We start from the raw sequence: 20,976 nt of genomic DNA on the forward strand, positions 1-20,976 counted from the left end.
ACGTAAGTTAGTTCTTGTTAAAAAGGGCCATTAAAATTCAAGCCAAAGGTCGATCCCATGTCGACGATGGGATAACGACCTTTGGCTTATTTTAAAGCGTTGTTTTCCGTTAATGAGCGAGTCGCGGAGTCGAAGGCGTCGAAAAGCTTAAAAACTGTGTTGATTGATGTTTCTAAGACAGTACGTAGTTGTTTATCTGTCAACCCGGCTGCGCATGGATTCTCTACCTCGGCTCGAAGAAGAGGCGGGGTAGTTCTATTTACTATGGTTACTGAGCCCAGCACTGCTGAATTATTAACGCTATTGGTAGCAATGCATAGAGCAGGAATTTCGCCGGATAAAGCTCGATCGGAACGTATGACAAGGGTTGATTGAAGAACCATGAAAACGAATTCCGCGCCGTTAAGGTTCGCCATGGCGATTCCTCGTTGTGAATCAATAATACGTAACGTGATTCCAAACGTGGACATCATCGCAGTAACTCGCTCCAAGCTCGTAGCTAGAGGCTCAGGCATCAGCGTTCTCCCAACTGACAAGGTGAGGGAAAGCAACATCAAAATGGTTCCACAAACCTACAAAAGCATCGATGGTAGATACCACGAAAGCTCCGACCTGATTGAAACTAGCCCCCTCGGAAACTAGTAACGCTCGGTGGGAAGTAACCCGCAAATTATGATCAGTCGTCTCATAAAATTTTACTGTTGGTAGTAAAGTAGTGAGATTCCACTCATTAACATGTGCTAATAGTTGAGCGCCTTGATCGGTGGGGACATTCGCGCGCCATTGGCTGCGCGCCAAGAGGTAGCCGTCGCAGATAGCTAGACTGATGGAATTATTGATAAAGCCGGTCCGCACCATCTCCCCGTCACGTACATACTCGAGGTTTTCTTGAGCAAGGACGTCCTCTACAGTATTAAGGCTGAGCGGGGTGACAATGAGTCGATTGTGCTCTGTTAATGAAACATTATGGGAAGTATTCATGGCGTTACTTTGCTCCGGCATCGGGAGCATCCGCTAAATGTTCTCCGCCTAATTCATGCGCAAGGCAGGAATCAACGTGTAAGTACCTGAAGGTGTGGCCGAGTTTCAGTAGCGCGGAGGGGGAGACTCTCTGGTTAGCAAAAGCAACTTCTTCTGCGCCTTGAGTACCCAGAATTAATTTCGGCCCGATGGATGGAATGGGGAACTTGGAGGGGCGTTTAAGCTGGGTTCCTAGAGCCTTTGCAAAATCCTGGTTACGGATGGGGTTCGGAGCAACAGCATTGATGGGGCCAGACATTGAAGGGTCAACTAGTGCTCTTACATAAAGATCACATAAGTCATCGATGGAGATCCACGAGAACCACGGAGCACCCCCTTCAAAAGATCCTCCTAAGCCCACAGAAAAAAGAGTTTTAAGTACCGGAAGGATTCCGCCGCGACCACTCAGAGTAGCACCGGTGCGTAGATAGACAGCTCGCTTACCGGCTTCTGCAACTGAGGAACTAGCAAGCTCCCAATCTTTGACAACGTCCGCGAGGAAACCGGATCCTGCCGATGCGTCCTCGCCTAGTATTTCTTCCTCACGTTGCGCGCCATAAAAACCAACGGCAGATGCTTGCACAAGAGTATGGCAGGTGGGACTTTTTGCGATTAGTGCTGCTAGACGCTGGGAGGGTTCGACGCGGGAGTCTCGAATCGCCTTTTTATGGGAGTCCGTGAATCGTCCGGCTATTGGTTCACCTGCGAGATGTACGAGGGCGTCTACCCCTTCAAGAAGGCTACTACTGGGATTCGAAGGATCCCATAATCGCTCGCCTTCAGATGCTCGTGAACGAACAAGCGGAATTACTGTGTGCCCTAAAGAGGTCAGCTGCGCACGAAGCGCTTTTCCTATTAATCCACGAGAACCGGTCATCGCCACGGTTAGCGGGGCGGTGGTTCCTAAGCTGCGCCGTTGTATTTCCGCAAATCTTTGGCCCGCTGCAATGTCATGTATCAGTTGTTGTTGCCGATACGCGAAGGAAGGAGTGAGCATAGATTTAGGGGCGCGAGTATATACCGTATCCGTAATCGCTGTGCCATCTACGTGATCAGAAAACTCATGTACGTGCCGCCAATTAGCTAAAGCTTTAACTGGCGACGTTACGCATACATCGGTGAATCTGTATCCTTTGACATAACCCGATAAATCATGGCGAGCTTCCCAGCGCAGTCCTGCTGGAAGCGAAAAGACCGTTGAGCCTGCGGCCAAATCAGGTGTCTCATGAGTGGGGGTCATGGGAAAAAATGGGGGAGTAAGACGCACGATAGAGCCTGGGCGAGTGTGCCATGTCCAAACGTCATTGCGGGAAGCTGGGACCACGTGGGTGGTGCTAAAGCTCATATGGCTCCTTAAAACACGGCACTCGGCCTACATCGGTATCTTTGAGCAATAAGTATCGTATGGCACTATGTGACCGAGTCTATCTGCTAAACAGGAACTGTGGGGATCAGCGGGGCATGGCACGTGAAAAGTCAAAGTGCTGGAATCATATGTGCGCGATGTTTGTGTGGTGAGAAGACTGTGCAAACGGTATTGATCAACTCGATTTTCTAGGTTTTGTGGCACAACAAGGCGTATCTCACATGCGAATGAGGGACAAATGTGCGGTCTTTGTGGGGAATTGAGAAACTAAGTGCTACTATCACTTGCAGTCACAGTTTTATACTGTGTTTTCACCAGCCATTGTGAAGCTTCTGACGGTTTTCTCTGATGCCTTTCATTGAAAGTTGACGGTCGCAATAGATGGTTCGTGGAACTATAAAAATATATGTTCGACATCCTTTAACAGACCGCACAGAGAGGCGGGAAAGGAGGTCACGATGAGCGAAAACTCGCAAGAGATTATCGAGCTGCTGGGCAGTGATGATGTCTCTCGAACTGTCGCACGCATCGCGCACCAGATCATTGAAAAAACGGCCCTGGATTCTGAGGACTCGTTGCCGGTAATACTACTAGGCATTCCCTCCGGGGGAGTTCCCTTAGCACGCCACTTGGCTGCAAAAATTTCCGAATTTGCCAATGTAGCCGTTCCCGTAGGCTCTTTAGACATTACGTTGTATCGTGATGACCTGCGGACAAAACCTCATCGTGCATTACAACCAACCTTGATTCCTCAGGAAGGAATCGACGGCACGCATATTATTATCGTTGATGATGTTCTCTACTCCGGACGTACCATCCGTGCTGCTTTAGACGCACTCCGAGACATCGGACGCCCCGAGACTATCCAATTAGCCGTTTTGGTTGATCGCGGTCACCGTCAGCTGCCTATTCGTGCTGATTATGTAGGTAAAAATCTCCCAACTTCTCGGGGAGAAGACGTGAAAGTCCTAGTCGAAGCAATTGATGGCCGGGATGCTGTCATCCTGACTCGTGAAACATTGGGGGTTAGCCGTGAAACATCTTTTATCTATCGCAGACCTCAGCAAAGATGAGATTCTCGGAATCATGGATGAGGCCGATCGCTTCCGCGAGGCGCTTACCGTACGAGAGATTAAAAAGCTTCCTACCCTTCGCGGTCGGACTATCTTCACGTTGTTCTACGAGAATTCCACGAGGACTCGCTCTTCTTTTGAAACCGCCGGAAAATGGATGAGCGCTGATGTTATTAACATTTCAGCTAGTTCTTCTTCCGTGAAAAAGGGGGAATCCCTCAAAGATACTGGTTTGACTCTCTCCGCTATCGGAGCTGACGCTATCATAATCCGCCATCCTTCTTCCGGCGCAGCTCAGCAATTAGCACAATGGGTGGCTCCGGAGGGGCACGGGCCTAGCGTTATTAACGCCGGCGATGGTTCTCACCAGCACCCTACACAGGCGCTTCTCGACGCCATTACGATCCGGCAGCGGCTCGGAAACATCGAAGGACGCAAAATTGTTATTGTGGGGGACTGCCTTCATTCTCGTGTAGTCCGTTCTAATGTAGATCTTCTTACCTGTTTGGGGGCGGAAGTGGTGCTTGTAGCACCTCCTACACTGTTGCCCACGGGCATAGAACAATGGCCTGTTCGTTACTCGTACACGATGGATGCAGAGATTAAAGACGCAGATGCAGTAATGATGCTCCGAGTACAGCAGGAGCGTATGCATGGCGGATTTTTCCCGTCACACCGCGAATATGTATCGCTGTATGGAATGTCTAAGGAGCGTGAGGCACGACTTCAAGATCACGCAATAGTTATGCATCCCGGACCAATGCTGCGAGGTATGGAAATTAATTACACCGTAGCTGATGCGCCTCGTACAGCCGTGCTCCAACAAGTAAATAACGGCGTGCATACCCGAATGGCAGTTCTGTTTACCCTCATCGCCGGTACAAATACCCCCGGTTTCTAAAAGGAGTTTGGCTCGAAGTGACTACCCCTAACGACTACCCAGAGACTGGACAACTTGCTCCCGCCCCAGAGCGGACTCTTCTGCTTACTAACGTTCGACCCTATGGCGAAGGTGAGCCGCTCGACGTATTTATCTCCGACGGCACAATCACGGCTATAGGAGAGGATACAAAGAACTATTCCGCAGATGATGTGATAGACGGAGAAGGAAATGTTCTCCTTCCAGGTCTTGTAGATATGCATGTTCATCTACGTGAGCCAGGGCGCGAAGATACGGAAACGATCGCAACTGGTTCCGCAGCTGCAGCTAAAGGCGGTTTTACCGCAGTTTTTACTATGGCCAATACGCTTCCAGTTTTGGACCAGCCGATTATCGCGGAATCTGTTTGGGCTAAATCGCAACAGATCGGACTATGCGATGTGCACCCTGTTGGCTCAATAACTAAAGGTCTCCAAGGTAAAGAGCTTACGGAGTTTGGCATGATGGCTAACTCGGATGCCAGGGTTCGTATGTTCTCGGACGATGGAAAATGCGTTGATAATCCCCTCATCATGCGTAGAGCCGTGGAGTATGCCAAAGGAATGGACGTTCTCTTGGCTCAACACTGTGAGGATCCCCGCCTGACTGACGGCGCTGTAGCTCATGAAGGAAAGATCGCTGCTGAGCTTGGTTTAGGTGGCTGGCCACGCGTTGCAGAAGAGTCCATCGTTGCCCGCGATGCTATTTTGGCCCGCGATTACGGTGGAAGAATGCATATCTGTCATGCATCTACTGAAGGCACCGTGGAACTGCTTAAGTGGGCAAAATCGCAGGATATTCCTTTAACCGCGGAAGTAACTCCTCATCATCTTTTGCTTACCGACGAACGTCTGCACACTTATGACGGAGTTAATCGGGTGAACCCTCCGTTGCGAGAAAACCGGGACACATTGGCGCTGCGCGATGCACTTTTGAATGGCTTTATCGATTGCGTTGCCACAGATCATGCACCGCATGGATCTGAAGATAAGTGTTGTGAGTTTGAGCATGCTAAGCCCGGGATGTTGGGGCTTGAGACTTCGCTGGCGATCATTGCGCAGATTTTTGTGGATAGCGGTCTTGCGGACTGGAGATTCGTGGCAAAGGTAATGAGTGAGCGACCTGCGGAAATTCTGCGTCTTCCTGGGCACGGAAGGCCTATCGCCGTAGGAGAACCAGCAAATTTGACTGTGGTTAATCCTCAGCGTTCTTGGATAGCCCACGGCTGTGACATGGCCTCTAAAGCAGAAAATACCCCTTTTGAAGGGATGGAGTTTAACGCTCAGGTGACTACCACTATCCTGCGCGGACGTGTGACCTGCATTGATGGTCAACCTGCGCTTCCGCGCTCTGCCTAAAAATTTAGTGTTTTTCTGATTTCTTGCCTCAGATTCTGCACAACACGTAAATCTGAGGTAAGCAGGTCCATAGCATGCTCCCGAAAGAATTTTAAAGGGAAAACATGACCACAACTGATTCACCCCAGCGCGACTATCGCGGTGCGGATATAAACATAGCTAAGAAAGGCGACATAGTGACGTCGACGTCCCAGAACCGATCCGAAGCCGTCCTTGTTCTTGCAGACGGACGTATTTTCAAAGGTCAATCCTTTGGTGCTTTAGGAACCACGCTTGGTGAGGCCGTATTCACTACTGCGATGACTGGTTATCAAGAGACCATGACGGATCCTTCCTACCATCGCCAGATCGTTGTATCCGCTGCACCGCATATTGGTAACACCGGGTGGAATGATGAAGATAGTGAGTCTTACGGAGAAAAGATTTGGATCGCTGGGCTAGTAATCCGCGATCTTTCCCATCGCGTTTCCAACTGGAGGGCCTCTCGTAGCCTCGAAGAAGAAATGCAGGCTCAAAATATTGTTGGGATCTCTGGTCTGGACACGAGGACTATTGTCCGGCACCTCCGTAACTTTGGTTCGATCTCGGCAGGGATTTTCTCAGGAGAGGACGCTACGCGTAACCCTCAGGAACTTGTAGATATTGTTAAGGGGCAGCCCAGCATGGCTGGTGCCGATCTTGCTGGTGAAGTATCAACCGACACGCCGTATGTAGTTGAAGCAGAGGGCGAAGCCAAATTTACGGTGGTTGCTTATGACATGGGTATTAAAACTAATACTCCCCGAAACTTCGCTGCGCGGGGAATACGGACAATCGTGGTTCCAGCCAACACTCCATATCAGAAAATTGTGGAGTACAACCCTGATGGCGTGTTTATTTCCAACGGCCCAGGTGACCCTGCAACAGCAGACGTTATGGTTGGGATCATTCAAAAAGTTCTTGAACACAAAATCCCATTATTCGGTATTTGTTTTGGTAATCAGATCCTTGGTCGTGCCTTGGGCCTGAACACTTACAAGATGAAATTTGGGCACCGAGGGATTAACGTTCCCGTCCTTAATCATCTCACCGGGAAAATTGATATCACAGCGCAAAATCATGGCTTTGCATTAGAAGGCAAAGCTGGAGAGATATTTGAGACTCCTTTTGGTGATGCGCACGTAACGCATACGTGTCTTAATGATGACACTGTAGAAGGCGTTGCATTGGTTAACGGACTTGCTTACTCCGTTCAATATCATCCCGAAGCCGCAGCTGGTCCTCATGATGCGAACCCGCTGTTCGATCAGTTTGTTGAACTGATGTCCACTCACAACTCCGCTGTTACTGCGAACTAAAACCAGGAAGGTTTTCAAAATATGCCTAAGCGTACTGACATCAAACACGTCCTGGTTATCGGCTCTGGCCCTATCGTTATCGGTCAAGCCTGTGAATTTGATTATTCGGGCACCCAAGCCTGCCGGGTGCTTAAAGAAGAAGGTCTTCGAGTGACCTTGATCAACTCCAATCCAGCGACAATCATGACAGATCCGGAGTTCGCAGATCACACTTATGTTGAGCCTATCCAGCCAGAATACATTGAGAAGATCTTTGAAAAAGAAATAGCTGAGGGGCACCCAGTTGATGCAGTTCTTGCCACTCTAGGCGGGCAAACAGCATTGAACGCGGCTATCCAACTTGACCGTCGTGGTTCTTTGAAAAAGTATGGTGTTGAGCTTATCGGTGCTGATATTGATGCAATTGAGCGCGGCGAGGATCGACAGAAATTCAAAGACATCGTTACCAAAGTCGGTGGCGAGTCGGCGCGTTCCCGTGTTTGCCACAATATGGATGAAGTTTATGAGACCGTTCAGGAGCTCGGTCTTCCTGTGGTGGTACGTCCTTCCTTTACCATGGGTGGCCTTGGCTCCGGCTTGGCGTTTACCCAAGAAGACTTGGATAGCATTGCTGGTGGTGGCTTAGCAGCTTCACCGGAAGCGAATGTTTTGATCGAAGAATCAATTCTCGGTTGGAAAGAATATGAACTTGAGTTGATGCGCGATGGCGCGGACAACGTGGTTATTATTTGTTCTATTGAAAATGTCGATGCCCTGGGGGTTCACACAGGAGACTCTGTAACTGTTGCCCCTGCGCTTACCCTCACCGACCGCGAGTATCAGAAGATGCGCGACCAGGGTATCGCTATCATCCGGGAAGTCGGCGTAGACACGGGTGGCTGCAACATCCAATTCGCAGTGAATCCCGCAGATGGTCGATTGATCACTATTGAAATGAATCCGCGTGTATCGCGTTCTTCAGCTTTGGCATCAAAGGCCACGGGCTTTCCTATTGCAAAGATCGCGGCGAAACTGGCTATCGGTTATACGCTGGACGAAATTACTAATGACATCACGGGAGTTACTCCTGCAGCTTTTGAACCAACGCTGGATTACGTAGTGGTGAAGGCTCCACGCTTTGCCTTTGAAAAGTTTGTGGGGTCTGATGACACCCTGACTACGACGATGAAATCAGTCGGTGAGGCCATGGCGCTGGGGCGCAACTACATTGCGTCGTTAGGCAAAGTTATGCGCTCTTTGGAGAACAAACAGGCAGGTTTCTGGACTACCAGCGATGAGTCCTTTGCCGGGGAACGCGCGCAAGATGTTGAGGCAGTGCTGGAAGACTTGAAGCGTCCTACGCAAGGACGAATTTATGATGCAGAGCTTGCACTTCGTCTAGGGGCTAGCATTGAGCAAGTCCATGAAGCTTCAGGGCTTGATCCCTGGTTCCTTGCAGAGCTGCAAGCGCTTGTGGATTTCCGTGAGGAACTAGTAGCGGCACCAGTCCTAGACGAGCCTTTGCTGCGTCGCGCGAAGTTCCTGGGTCTGTCTGATAAACAGATCGCCGCCCTACGTCCTGAGTTTGCCGGTGAGGATGGCGTGCGTCGTTTGCGTTGGTCCTTAGGCGTTCGGCCTGTTTTTAAAACAGTAGATACGTGTGCTGCGGAATTTGAAGCTACCACCCCGTATCATTATTCCGCTTATGAGCTGGATCCGAATGCGGAGTCCGAGGTTCGCCCTCAAGCGGAAAAAGAGAAAATGATTATCCTGGGCTCGGGACCGAACCGGATCGGTCAAGGCATTGAGTTTGACTACTCTTGTGTTCATGCCGCACTTGAGCTTTCACGCGTGGGCTATGAAACGGTGATGGTTAACTGCAACCCTGAGACTGTTTCTACTGACTATGACACTGCCGATCGCCTTTACTTTGAACCTTTGACCTTCGAAGACGTTATGGAGGTTTACCACGCAGAGGCTCAATCCGGCACGGTAGCAGGAGTTATTGTTCAGCTAGGCGGGCAAACTCCGCTGGGGCTGGCTGAGAAGCTGAGGGATGCAGGACTGCCCGTTATTGGTACCAGTCCAGAGGCAATTAACCTGGCCGAGGACCGCGGCGAGTTTGGAAATGTTCTTAAAGCTGCGCAACTGCCAGCACCGGAATTTGGTACGGCTACCTCATTTGAGGACGCTAAAGAAGTAGCGTCTCGGATCGGCTATCCAGTGCTTGTACGTCCTTCCTATGTCCTAGGCGGCAGAGGAATGGAAATCGTATATGACGAAAAAGCGCTACATAGTTATATTGATCGCGCCACGGAGATCACTAGTGACCATCCGGTTCTCGTCGATAGGTTCTTGGACAACGCTATTGAGATTGACGTCGATGCATTATGCGACGGCGACAACGTTTATCTGGCTGGCGTGATGGAACACATCGAGGAGGCCGGAATTCACTCGGGTGATTCGGCTTGTGCGCTTCCCCCTATGACCTTAGGCGCAGAAGACATTGAGACAGTGAGGCGTTCTACTGAGGCGCTTGCGCATGGCATCGGCGTGCGAGGACTGATGAATGTTCAATACGCTCTCAAAGACGACATCTTGTATGTTATTGAGGCTAATCCTAGGGCTTCGCGGACAGTCCCGTTTGTTTCAAAAGCCACGGGGGTTCCGCTTGCCAAGGCAGCAGCCCGCATTATGGCGGGGGCAACAATTTCTGAGCTGCAGAAAGAAGGAATGATCCCTACTGACTTCGATGGTGGCTCCTTGCCAGAGCATTCTCCCATTGCAGTCAAGGAAGCAGTTCTGCCATTCAACCGTTTCCGTCGCCCAGACGGCAGCATGCTCGATACGCTGCTCAGTCCAGAGATGAAATCTACTGGTGAGGTTATGGGGCTCGCAGATAATTTTGGTGCGGCCTACGCTAAAGCCGAACAAGCCGCATTTGGGGCGCTACCTACCTCTGGCACCGTTTTTGTCTCAGTAGCCAATAGGGATAAAAGGACTCTCATTTTCCCGATCCAACGTTTAGCTTCCTTAGGATTCAAAGTTCTAGCTACGTCTGGTACCGCGGGAATGCTGCGACGCAACGGTATTGAGTGTGAGGTTGTTCTCAAGCAGACGCAAGCTAAGGAAGCTGCAGAGCGAGGGGATTTGGGCGGACGTAGATCGATCGTAGACATCATCAACGCTGGTGAAATCGATCTTATTCTGAATACACCGGCCGGCTCGTCTGGAGCCCGCCATGATGGCTACCAGATTCGTGCCGCGGCTGTTTCAGCTGGAGTGCCGTTAGTAACCACGGTTCAAGGTGTTACGGCCGCTGTACAAGGCATTGAGGCACTGCAGCAAGGCGAACTCAGCGTGCGTGCTCTGCAAGAACTAGACCACTCATTGAGCGGAAAGTAATACGCAGTGACAGGATCACAGATAACTTTTGGTGAGCGGCTTAAGCAAGCAGGAGCTACTCACGGCAGACTTTGTGTGGGCATTGATCCACATGCCGCTCTGTTGGAGCGATGGGGTCTTTCTTTGAATGTTCAGGGATTAGCAGCTTTTACAGAGATCTGCGTAGAGGCCTTCGCTGGAAATATCGCGTTAGTAAAGCCACAAGTTGCCTTCTATGAATCTTATGGTTCTTCAGGATTTGCAATTCTGGAAGACGCAATCTCGCATTTGCGCGACGCTGGCACTTTGGTGCTTGCCGACGCCAAACGAGGAGACATCGGGTCCACAATGGCAGGTTATGCCACCGCATGGCTAGACGATGCGTCACCGCTATGTTGCGACGCGGTTACGGTGTCTCCTTATCTTGGGTATGGTTCGTTGAAACCAGTATTGGATATCGCAGAGAAGAAAAATCGAGGGGTCTTTGTCTTAGCCGCGACCTCTAATCCTGAGGCTCGTCTGCTTCAAGACCACAGGGATAGCCAGGGAAGAACGATATCTCAGCAGATTGTGGATTCAGTGGCCCGAGATAACGCTGAGCACGCTGCAGTCGGTAACGCTGGAAATATCGGAGTAGTAGTTGGAGCCACTCTTGTGGAACCTCCTAATCTGTCTCAGCTCGCTGGCCCTGTTCTGCTTCCTGGTGTGGGAGCGCAGGGTGCGACAGCAGAGGATATAACGCGGATTACTGAGGGCATTACAGAGCTTGCTTTCCCAAATATCTCTCGTGCGATTCTTTCGAGAGGGCCGTCAGTGGAGGCACTTAAAGATGCGGTAGCTCTCTCCGTATTAGATTTTAGAGATTAATGTTTTCCCAGCTAGTAGGAATTTGACGGATCGCAGGTTGCTGTTTGGTGACCTGCGGTTTTTCAACTTTTTAGGTTGATTACCTAGACTTTTGCAATCTGATGCTAGACTAAACCGGAAATCAACGCGATGCCGCGAGTTTTAGTATGTTTTGTCGTAGTGCGATGGAGCGACTAGAGCTCATTGGATGCGGCACCAAGATTGAAGTTTTTAGTGTGATGCTTTCAAAGAAGCTGAGCAAGATTTTTGAGAGTGTTTGTGCAGTGGAGACTTCAAGAAATGTGTATCGTTGATTGCCGGCGCATATAGCGTCACAAATCCCCAATAATAAATTTCGAATCGGAGGAACCCCGTGGCCCTTCCCAAGTTGACCGACGAGCAGCGTAAGGAAGCCCTCGCTAAGGCTGCTGAGGCCCGCAAGGCACGTGCAGAGCTGAAAGAACAGCTTAAGCGCGGTGACATCACGCTCAAAGAGGTACTGAATAAGGCATCTTCTGACGAGATTATCGGCAAGACCAAGGTTTCCGCTTTCCTCGAGTCTCTTCCTAAGGTAGGCAAAGTCAAGGCCAAGGAAATCATGGAGGAGCTGGAGATTGCTCAGACACGCCGCCTGCGTGGTCTTGGTGATCGTCAGCGTCGCGCTCTGCTCGAGCGCTTTGGCTTCTCCGAGGATTAATCAATGACAGGCGATAACCCAAAAGGTCGGCTAGTCGTTTTAGCTGGTCCATCTGCTGTGGGAAAGTCCACGGTGGTTCATCGCCTTCGCGAGGAAGTACCAAACCTATATTTTAGTGTCTCGATGACCACGAGGGCTCCTCGTCCTGGTGAAGTCGATGGTGTGGATTATTTCTTCGTGACTCCCGAGGAGTTTCAGTCTCGTATCGACGGTGGAGAAATGCTCGAGTGGGCAGAGATCCATGGTGGACTGCAGAGGTCTGGGACTCCCGCGGGGCCTGTGGAAGACGCGTTATTGGCCGGTCGTCCTGTGCTGGTTGAAGTTGATCTTATTGGTGCTCGTAACGTCGCGGCGTTGAAGCCTGATGCAGAGACCGTTTTCCTAGCTCCGCCGTCATGGGAAGTCCTTGTAGATCGTCTTACTGGGCGAGGAACGGAGCCCGAAGACGTGATCAAGAGGCGGCTGGAAACTGCACGGCAGGAGCTAGCATCCCAGGATGAGTTTAAGCACGTTGTAACCAACGATAAAGTTGATAAGACGGTCGCTGAGATTCGGGATATTCTGCTCGGGTGCTGCTAATCTTCCGTTTTGGGAATACAGCAGGAACCGTGACAATGCCACACAAGAAACTTTGAGGTTTCTGTGGCCTAATACAGCACAATTACCAAGCTTTTTAAGAAAAGGTGTCAGTGAGCAACGTGACCAACGTTACTGAGAACAACGATGGCGTTTATGACGCGCCAACCGGCATTACCGCTCCGCCGATCGACGATCTGCTGAAGAAAGTATCGTCAAAGTATGCGTTGGTGATCTTCGCAGCAAAGCGAGCTCGCCAGATCAATAGCTACTACCAGCAGGCGGACGAAGGCGTCTTTGAATTCGTTGGTCCTCTGGTCACTCCTGAGGCCCAGGAAAAGCCGCTGTCTATCGCACTCCGTGAGATTGAGCAAGGGCTGCTTGATCACGAGGAAGGCTAACAACCACTGCGGTATAACCGCTTTGGTTTGCTCTTACTTGGACCCCTTTACCTCCGGTTTCGGTGTAAAGGGGTCTTCTTCAATGAGAAAGGTTGGGTGCTTTCCGTGTCTAGGCCTCGGAAGGTTGTAGTAGGTATTGCTGGGGGAGTCGCAGCATATAAGGCTTGTCATGTAGTGCGTGCCTTTAAAGAGCTGGGTGATGATGTGCGAGTGGTCCCCACTGCAAACGCACTAAAATTCATTGGCACTGCGACGTTGGAAGCCTTGTCAGGAAACCCCGTTACCGCCAGCGTTTATGACTGCGTTGATGAGGTGCAGCATGTGAACGTCGGCAAGCAAGCGGATCTTATCGTCATAGCACCCGCTACTGCGGATCTTCTTGCTCGGATGGCTGCGGGACGTGCAGATGATCTTCTTACAGCTACGCTGTTGGTCGCTACATGTCCTGTGGTAGTGGCACCGGCTATGCATACGGAAATGTGGTTGCATCCGGCGACCCAAGAAAATGTTCGTACTCTTCGACATCGTGGGATTAAAGTTTTGGATCCCGCGCATGGTCGTCTTACAGGCGTAGATACAGGACCTGGCCGGTTGCCTGATCCTCAACAAATCGTTGACTTAGCGTTAGCTGTTTATGAAGGTGCTGACTTACCCCGGGATCTGGAAAACCGAAAAGTGGTGATCTCTGCTGGGGGCACACAAGAACGGATTGACCCTGTGCGCTGTATTACTAATAGCTCTTCGGGGCGTCAGGGGTTCGCTTTTGCAGAAATTGCGGCACAGCGCGGGGCGGATGTTGTGGTGGTTGCAGGTTGTACCGATGAATTACCTGTGCCCTTGGGTTCTCGGGTGCTTCGTGTGTCTTCTGCTCGAGATATGCATGCAGCGTGCATGGCTGAATCTGTTGATGCGGATATCGTTGTGATGGCTGCTGCGGTTGCGGATTACCGGCCGGTATCTACGGCACCTTTAAAATTGAAGAAAGGCTCCGCTGATACTGAGTTATCGCATATAGCTCTGGTGGAAAACCCCGATATTCTTCGATCTCTCGTGGAAGCACGGCAGGAAAAACAAATCAATGAATCGACGGTTATCGTGGGATTTGCCGCAGAAACCGGTGATTCCTCGCATAGTGCACTCGATTTTGCCAGGGAGAAAATCTTGCGTAAAGGCTGCGATCTTTTGATGTGTAACGAGGTTGGTGAGGGCTTGGTCTTTGGGCAAGCGCGAAACCGAGGCTTTTTGTTAAATCCTTCTGGTGGGTATCGGGAGATCCCCGATGGATCTAAACTTTGTGTGGCTTCGACAATCCTGGATGCAGCAGTGAAATGTCTTGATCAAAAACGGGCAACGGGCTAAATCTTCCTAGCATTACAGGTAAGCTTTGTCTCATTCTTCGAGCTTGTCTTATTAGACAGCTTGGTCTATATTATGTGTCGTATGTAGGCGATGAGGAATCGCCTTGCGAGCACACGCCAGCTGTTATGGTGTATTGCCTTCAGCACTCTTAAGTAAGGATAAAACTTAGTGACTCAGCACTCTCAGGCAAAGCTTCGCCTGTTTACTAGCGAATCGGTGACGGAGGGGCACCCAGACAAAATTTGTGACGCTGTTTCAGACACGATTTTGGATGCGTTGCTAACCGTCGATCCTCACGCCCGTGTTGCAGTAGAGACTGTTACTACAACCGGTTTGGTTCATGTGGTTGGAGAAGTTCGAACATCGGGATACGTGGAGATTCCCAAACTTGTCCGTGACAAACTAATCGAGATCGGATTCAACTCTTCCGAGGTGGGCTTTGATGGTCGTACTTGTGGGGTGAGTGTTTCTATCGGGGAGCAATCCCAAGAAATCGGTGCAGGCGTAGACCAGTCTCATGAGGTGCGTTCTGGTTCTCAGACGGATGAGGATGATCAGGCTGGCGCAGGAGATCAGGGGTTGATGTTTGGTTATGCAACCAAGGAAACCCCCACGTTGATGCCGCTGCCTATTGATCTGGCGCACCGGTTATCACGCCGTTTAACGCAGGTTCGTAAAGAAGGGATCGTTCCTAACCTTCGTCCTGACGGAAAAACGCAAGTCACCTTTGCCTATGATGAGTCAGGAAAACCTGTGCACTTGGACACTGTTGTGGTATCTACCCAACACGACCCGCAGGTCACCCAAGAATGGCTGCATGAGCAAATCCGTAAAAACGTTGTGGATTGGGTTCTCCGCGATGCCGGAATTGCCGGAAACCTAGCTGATAATGATTACACGCTGCTTGTGAACCCCTCGGGCTCGTTTATCGTTGGTGGCCCCATGGGCGACGCTGGTCTGACTGGTCGCAAGATAATAGTGGACACTTACGGCGGAATGGCTCGGCATGGGGGTGGAGCTTTCTCTGGGAAAGATCCGAGTAAAGTTGATCGATCCGGCGCTTATGCGATGCGATGGGTGGCTAAAAACATAGTAGCGGCGGGGCTTGCTGACCGAGCAGAGGTCCAAGTGGCTTATGCAATTGGTCGAGCTAAACCGGTGGGACTCTATGTGGAAACGTTTGGTACTGCACACGCAGAGCTTAGTGATGAAAAAATTCAGCAGGCAGTGCTAGAGGTCTTTGACCTTAGGCCGGCCGCCATTATCCGCGATCTAGATCTGTTACGTCCGATCTATGCTGATACTGCAGCTTATGGGCACTTTGGACGAGATGATCTGGATCTTCCTTGGGAAAAAATTGATCGAGTGGAAGCTTTGCGCTCAGCAGTGGGCTTCTAGTTCTTCATAATGCCGTAGAGAAATACCGGGTGGTTTACCCACTTCACCACAACTGTGGGATCAGAATGTATGATTTCCACATGCCTAAGACCCGTGAACCTGCTCCGCATTTGCCAGTGGCGCGGGTCTTACCCCTTTTGGGGATCGCGCATCTTGATCGCCCTTTTGAATATCTCATTGACTCGACGCAAGATGCTGTGGCTCAGCCAGGAGTGAGAGTCCGAGTTCGTTTTGGAGGGCGCTTAGTTGATGCTTTACTGCTTGAGCGTACTTCAGAGCAAGAGCATCAGGGACAACTCAAATGGCTGGAACGAGTTATCTCTCCGGAGCAAGTATTCACTCCAGAGATGCGAGAGCTTGTCGACGCCCTAGCTGTCCGTTATGCAGCGATTACCTCGGATATCATTCGCGCCGCCATTCCCTCGCGCCACGCTAAGGCGGAAGAATCTGAGACGACTCGGCCGTGGGAAGAGCTTGGCCAAGTAGAAGAACCAGATTTATCTGCATGGGCTACATACGTGCACGGCCAGTCTTTTGTCGATGCGATAATTTCTGGCAAGGCTGCACGAGCAGCGTGGCAAATTACTCCGGGGGACGATTGGTCAGCGGCTACAGCCGCATTGGCAGCCAAAGTTGCTAAGGACGGTGGCGGGGTACTCATCGTAGTTCCTGACCAACGGGATGTGGATAAGCTTGAGCAAGCGCTACGCAGACACGTTTCTGCTAAGCAGATCACTGTGCTTACCTCAGCGCTTGGGCCACAGGCTCGGTATCGTCGATTTTTAAGTATCCTTCATGGGCAAAGTCGTTTAGTCGTGGGAACCCGTAGTGCGGCTTTTGCGCCAGTGGCTAACCTTGCATTGGCAATCATTAAAGATGATGGGGATGAGAATCTTTCCGATCCTAGAGCTCCGTACACTCATGCTCGCGAGGTTTTGACCACTCGAGTAAGCCAGAGACAGTGCTCATTACTGTTGGCAGGGCACTCGCGTACAGCAGAGACACAGTTGTTGGTTGAATCTGGATGGGCACATGACCTTGTGGCTTCTCGAGACAGGATTCGTGCCCAGATGCCAAGGATTCGTGCTGTTGCTGATTCCAACAACGCATTGGAACGAGACCCTTTAGCTTTTGCCGCGCGTATGTCCTCCACCGCGTTTAAGGCGTTACGCTCAGGGCTTCAGCGCGAAGAACCTGTGCTGATTCAAGTGCCACGCAAAGGGTACGTTCCGACACTTTCCTGTGGAACGTGTCGGGCTCCTGCTAGATGCCGGCATTGCAATGGTCCGTTAGAGTTACCCTCTGGATCAGAGATGAATGGGATGGGGGCTCTGCCTACATGTCGTTGGTGCGGACGCCCTGACTCGCATTACCGCTGTCCACAATGTGGTTCAAGCAAATTACGTGCTGTTGTGTTGGGGGCTGAGCGAACTGCTGAAGAAATAGGCAGGGCTTTCCCCGGCGTACAGGTAATCACCTCTGGAGGACAACGGGTAGTGGACTCGATACCCCACCAACCCGCTTTGGTGGTGTCTACCCCCGGTGCTGAGCCAGAAGTCATAGGGGGACGCTACGGCTCTGCTGTGTTTCTAGATGCATGGGCTTTGATCGGCAGACAAGATTTGCGTGCGGGAGAAGACACTCTTGCCAAATGGGCGGCTGCAGCGACGCTAGTAGCCCCGAATGATGCTGGCGGGGAAGTGGTGATTGCAGTGGATGCTAGCTTGCCGCAGGTTCAAGCGCTTATTAGGTGGGACATGGTTGGTGCTGCTCATCGAGAACTGCTGGAACGGAGAGAAGTGCACTTTCCGCCTGCTGCTCATATGGCAGCTATCGACGGTGCGCGTACTGCTTTGGACGCTTTTCTTTCGTTTACGGATTTGCCACCCCATACTGAGATTTTAGGACCCGTTGACCTGCCACCGGGAAATAAACTGCCTGGTGAATATGATGAGCGTGAATATGGGCCACCCCAACGTATTTTGATTAGAACTCCGCTGGCGGGGCGTAATCAATTAGGCCAGGCTCTGCGTGCCGGGCTGATTGAGCGTGGGGCGCGCAAGGAAGAACTCCCGCTTCGCATTAAAGTAGATCCCATTAAGGTGGGATAAAGCTTGTGCGGTCCTGCTACTTTAAATAAAAGAAAGCCTGCGAACGTCGATACGCTTAGACAGCAGACAGCGCAGTCAGCTGGCAAAATTTATGTGAACCTACGGACTTAAAAAAAGGAACTGTATTCTCTTGACCATTCGTGACATCAGATTTTTTGGCGACCCAGTCCTTACCACGCGTGCAGATGAAGTAACCGTCTTTGACAAGAATTTAGAAAACTTGGTCACCGATATGCTTGAAACGATGGATGCGGCAGGCGGGGTAGGACTTGCGGCAAACCAAGTAGGGGTGACCAAGAGAGTATTTGTTTACGATTGCTCGCATATAGAGGACGGTTTGCGCGGGCATATTATCAATCCGGTGTGGGAGCCTATTGGAGAAGATACCCAATTAGGGCCAGAAGGATGCTTGTCTATCCCCGATATCCAGGAAGATACAACTCGTTTTGAGACGGTGAAGGTTACTGGACAGGACGTGCGTGGGAAAACTTTTTCGATGGTGGCTTCCGGTTTAATGTCACGCTGTATTCAGCATGAGACGGATCATCTCGACGGGGTTTTGTTCCTTAAAAGACTCGATAAAGAACACCGCAAAGATGCAATGGCAACTATCAGGCAGTCTGAATGGTTCAACGCCTAACCGGGGATACTCAGCCGAATCAGTACACCAAGAAGGATAAAATGCGTCTTATATTTGCGGGAACTCCAGAACCTGCAGTTGTTGCTCTAGAAAAATTACTCGACAGTGACCACGAGGTGGTTGCTGTACTCACTCGTCCTGATGCTCCCAAAGGACGAGGAAGAACTTTGCAGCCTTCTCCCGTTGCCGCGCTGGCACAAGAACACGGGATAGAGGTACTTACCCCAAGGAGCATCAAACCTGATACCCCTGATGGTGAAGTATTCCGATCCCGGCTGGAAGAACTTTCCCCGGATTGTATCCCCGTGGTCGCCTATGGCAATTTGATCACACAAGATTTACTCGATGCAGTGCCTCACGGGTGGATCAACCTGCATTTTTCGTTGCTTCCTGCATGGCGGGGTGCGGCACCCGTACAAGCGGCTATTCGCCATGGAGATCCCGTCACTGGGGTTACAACATTCCGTATAGATCAAGGACTAGACACCGGTGACATCCTAGATACTTTGGTAGAACCGATCAGTCCTACAGATACCTCAGATGACGTGCTCACCCGTCTGGCTTATGCGGGTGCAGACCTATTGGTAAAAACGATGGATGATCTTGCATCAGGAAAAGCTACACCACGGCCACAGGTCGGGGAGGCCTCATATGCGCACAAGATTCTTACTGAGGATGCAAAAGTAAATTGGAATGCCACTGCTGTAGACATTGACCGACTTATCCGTTCAGTAACTCCAGGTCCTGGGGCTTGGACGATGCTGGACCAACAACGCTTTAAACTTGGTCCTGTGACATACCTGTCCGCAGAAGAATGCTCGGTAGACAGGGGAGAATTGATAATCGAGAAGAATCGGGTTCTCGTAGGAACAAGTCATGGCTGCGTAAAACTAGGCATGATCCAACCTCAGGGTAAAAAACGAATGCAAGCGTCGGACTGGGCTCGTGGCCTGCACAACAAGGAAGGACTGAGGTTCGAATGAGTCAAGGAGGATTCAGGTCTCGATCGCGATCGGCAGGAAAAACCAATCCTGATAAGGCTGCTGGGCGAGGTCCAGAGACTCAACGTAAATATGGGCAAAGAAATCGGTCACAGGTTAACAACAGGCCAGGTGGTCGGGTCTCAGAAAACCGTGGAAGACAAGGCGATTTTCGGAAATTATCCGGAGTTGATATTGCACGAAGCCTCGCTTTCCATGTTCTTCACCGCGTAAGCTCAGAAGATGCTTTTGCCAACCTCGTCCTTCCCAAACTGCTTAATAAAGCCAACGTTCATGGCAGAGACGCTGCCTTTGCCACTGAGCTAACCTACGGAACATTACGCACGCTAGGCGTGCTGGATACGCTGCTTGCAGAGTGCTCGTCACGGGGTCTGGAGACAATCCACCCTGAGCTATTGAACGCGCTACGCCTTGGGGCTTATCAGCTAATGTACATGCGGGTAGAGCCCCACGCAGCCGTAGATACAACAGTTCGTATCGTGGAAGCCCTAGGCCATGATAAAGCCAAAGGATTTGCCAACGGAATCTTGCGTACCATTTCTCGGAGTACGCCTGCAGAGTGGATGGAAAGACTCGCTCCACAAGGTGAGGTCGCAAACATCGCGTTTCGTACCGCACACCCTGAATGGATAGCACATAGCTTTTCCCGCGTCGTGGGACTTTCCAATCTAGAAGACGCACTTAGAGCAGACTCAGATCGCCCGATTGTGCACCTCGTGGCTCGTCCCGGTGAGATTAGCGCATTAGAGTTATCCCTCATCACCGGTGGGGAACAAGGTAAATACTCTCCTTACGCCGTTTACCTTGGAAGCGGCGATCCCGGTGAGCTAGAACCTGTGCAGCAACAACTAGCAGCCGTACAAGATGAAGGAAGCCAGCTTATCGCGCGAGCTCTCACAGAGGCCTCCGTTGACGGAACCGATACTGGTCGCTGGTTAGATCTCTGTGCTGGCCCAGGCGGCAAAGCCGCGTTACTTGGTGCCCTCGCGCGTATCGACGCCGCTCACGTAGACGCCATAGAAGTCTCCGAGCATCGCGCACGTCTTATAGAAAAGACTGTTGCCGGACTACCAGTTCGTGTAAAAATCGCTGATGGGCGTAGACCCGGACTCGACAATGGCTATGACCGTGTTCTAGTTGACGCTCCCTGTTCAGGATTAGGAGCGCTGCGTCGTCGCCCTGATGCTCGCTGGCGTAAACGGGAATCAGATATTGCTGAGCTGGTTCCGTTACAAAGGGAACTTCTCGCCTCTGCATGTGAACTCGTTCGTCCTGGTGGTGTTGTGGTGTACTCAACATGCTCACCAGATTTACGTGAGACCCGAGAGATTGTTGACTATGCGTTGTCCGACCTAGGAATGGTGGAAGAAGACGCAGCTACTCTGGTGCCCGAGATGTCTGATACCGGAGAATATAAATCTGTTCAGATGTGGCCGCATCAACATGGAACCGATGCCATGTTCTTTGCTGTTTTGAAAAAGCCACGTGCATAAAAATATTTTTAAAAACCC

General features: G+C 51.0%; 18 protein-coding genes. 15 read left to right on the top strand and 3 right to left on the bottom strand.

The genetic code is table 11. From position 1 onward, the window contains the following. Nucleotides 1-86: 86 nt before the first annotated feature. The 3 genes from CpATCC19410_RS07495 to CpATCC19410_RS07505 are packed head-to-tail and all read right to left on the bottom strand — an operon-like array spanning nucleotide 87 to nucleotide 2,365. On the bottom strand, nucleotides 87-515 hold the full coding sequence (locus tag CpATCC19410_RS07495) for a YbjN domain-containing protein (protein ID WP_013241993.1): 429 nt from the start codon (nucleotides 513-515) through the stop codon (nucleotides 87-89). Next, the gene (locus CpATCC19410_RS07500; RefSeq protein ID WP_014300721.1) at nucleotides 508-981 is read right to left on the bottom strand and encodes a type III secretion system chaperone family protein; all 474 of its coding nucleotides are present in this window, start codon (nucleotides 979-981) and stop codon (nucleotides 508-510) included. Before CpATCC19410_RS07500 ends, CpATCC19410_RS07495 begins: the two co-directional genes overlap by 8 nt. Nucleotides 982-985: 4 nt before the next feature. Then, nucleotides 986-2,365, bottom strand: a complete 1,380-nt coding sequence (locus tag CpATCC19410_RS07505) for a TIGR01777 family oxidoreductase (protein ID WP_013241991.1) — start codon at nucleotides 2,363-2,365, stop codon at nucleotides 986-988. Nucleotides 2,366-2,844: 479 nt separating this feature from the next. On the opposite strand from CpATCC19410_RS07505, the gene pyrR reads away from it, so the two are divergent. From pyrR to CpATCC19410_RS07580, 15 genes are all read left to right on the top strand, one after another. Next, entirely contained in the window at nucleotides 2,845-3,459 is a 615-nt protein-coding gene (gene pyrR / locus CpATCC19410_RS07510) for a bifunctional pyr operon transcriptional regulator/uracil phosphoribosyltransferase PyrR (protein ID WP_041480480.1), read from the top strand. Beyond that, nucleotides 3,419-4,360, top strand: a complete 942-nt coding sequence (locus CpATCC19410_RS07515) for an aspartate carbamoyltransferase catalytic subunit (protein WP_013241989.1) — start codon at nucleotides 3,419-3,421, stop codon at nucleotides 4,358-4,360. The genes pyrR and CpATCC19410_RS07515 overlap by 41 nt, the downstream gene beginning before the upstream one ends. Nucleotides 4,361-4,377: 17 nt before the next feature. Continuing rightward, nucleotides 4,378-5,736, top strand: coding sequence for a dihydroorotase (locus CpATCC19410_RS07520; RefSeq protein WP_013241988.1), 1,359 nt, complete (start codon nucleotides 4,378-4,380; stop codon nucleotides 5,734-5,736). Between the two features lie 104 nt (nucleotides 5,737-5,840). After that, the gene (gene carA / locus CpATCC19410_RS07525; protein ID WP_013241987.1) at nucleotides 5,841-7,073 is read left to right on the top strand and encodes a glutamine-hydrolyzing carbamoyl-phosphate synthase small subunit; all 1,233 of its coding nucleotides are present in this window, start codon (nucleotides 5,841-5,843) and stop codon (nucleotides 7,071-7,073) included. Nucleotides 7,074-7,094: 21 nt separating this feature from the next. Further along, the gene (carB, locus tag CpATCC19410_RS07530) at nucleotides 7,095-10,457 is read left to right on the top strand and encodes a carbamoyl-phosphate synthase large subunit (protein ID WP_013241986.1); all 3,363 of its coding nucleotides are present in this window, start codon (nucleotides 7,095-7,097) and stop codon (nucleotides 10,455-10,457) included. A gap of 21 nt (nucleotides 10,458-10,478) precedes the next feature. Then, the gene (pyrF, locus tag CpATCC19410_RS07535; protein WP_171010425.1) at nucleotides 10,479-11,303 is read left to right on the top strand and encodes an orotidine-5'-phosphate decarboxylase; all 825 of its coding nucleotides are present in this window, start codon (nucleotides 10,479-10,481) and stop codon (nucleotides 11,301-11,303) included. 352 nt (nucleotides 11,304-11,655) lie between these two features. Further along, the gene (gene mihF / locus CpATCC19410_RS07540; protein ID WP_013241984.1) at nucleotides 11,656-11,979 is read left to right on the top strand and encodes an integration host factor, actinobacterial type; all 324 of its coding nucleotides are present in this window, start codon (nucleotides 11,656-11,658) and stop codon (nucleotides 11,977-11,979) included. A gap of 3 nt (nucleotides 11,980-11,982) precedes the next feature. Next, complete coding sequence (gene gmk, locus CpATCC19410_RS07545; RefSeq protein ID WP_013241983.1) at nucleotides 11,983-12,558, top strand: guanylate kinase; 576 nt, start codon at nucleotides 11,983-11,985, stop codon at nucleotides 12,556-12,558. A 119-nt stretch (nucleotides 12,559-12,677) separates the two neighbouring features. Then, nucleotides 12,678-12,956 (top strand): DNA-directed RNA polymerase subunit omega, encoded by a 279-nt coding sequence (gene rpoZ, locus CpATCC19410_RS07550; RefSeq protein ID WP_013241982.1) that lies wholly within the window; start codon nucleotides 12,678-12,680, stop codon nucleotides 12,954-12,956. A 105-nt stretch (nucleotides 12,957-13,061) separates the two neighbouring features. After that, nucleotides 13,062-14,315: a bifunctional phosphopantothenoylcysteine decarboxylase/phosphopantothenate--cysteine ligase CoaBC gene (gene coaBC / locus CpATCC19410_RS07555; protein WP_013241981.1), complete on the top strand. Its 1,254-nt coding sequence runs from the start codon at nucleotides 13,062-13,064 to the stop codon at nucleotides 14,313-14,315. A gap of 168 nt (nucleotides 14,316-14,483) precedes the next feature. Then, nucleotides 14,484-15,713 carry a methionine adenosyltransferase gene (metK, locus tag CpATCC19410_RS07560; RefSeq protein WP_014522419.1) on the top strand — a complete coding sequence of 410 codons (1,230 nt, stop codon included), beginning with the start codon at nucleotides 14,484-14,486 and terminating at the stop codon, nucleotides 15,711-15,713. 65 nt (nucleotides 15,714-15,778) lie between these two features. After that, nucleotides 15,779-17,824: a primosomal protein N' gene (locus CpATCC19410_RS07565; RefSeq protein WP_013241979.1), complete on the top strand. Its 2,046-nt coding sequence runs from the start codon at nucleotides 15,779-15,781 to the stop codon at nucleotides 17,822-17,824. A 130-nt stretch (nucleotides 17,825-17,954) separates the two neighbouring features. Beyond that, nucleotides 17,955-18,464 (top strand): peptide deformylase, encoded by a 510-nt coding sequence (gene def, locus CpATCC19410_RS07570; RefSeq protein WP_014300717.1) that lies wholly within the window; start codon nucleotides 17,955-17,957, stop codon nucleotides 18,462-18,464. A gap of 41 nt (nucleotides 18,465-18,505) precedes the next feature. Next, nucleotides 18,506-19,447, top strand: a complete 942-nt coding sequence (gene fmt / locus CpATCC19410_RS07575; protein ID WP_013241977.1) for a methionyl-tRNA formyltransferase — start codon at nucleotides 18,506-18,508, stop codon at nucleotides 19,445-19,447. Further along, nucleotides 19,444-20,958, top strand: coding sequence for an RsmB/NOP family class I SAM-dependent RNA methyltransferase (locus CpATCC19410_RS07580; protein WP_013241976.1), 1,515 nt, complete (start codon nucleotides 19,444-19,446; stop codon nucleotides 20,956-20,958). The genes fmt and CpATCC19410_RS07580 overlap by 4 nt, the downstream gene beginning before the upstream one ends. Nucleotides 20,959-20,976 lie beyond the last annotated feature (18 nt).

Origin of the sequence: Corynebacterium pseudotuberculosis (genome assembly GCF_002155265.1) — a bacterium.
Taxonomy (GTDB): Bacteria; Actinomycetota; Actinomycetes; order Mycobacteriales; family Mycobacteriaceae; genus Corynebacterium; species Corynebacterium pseudotuberculosis.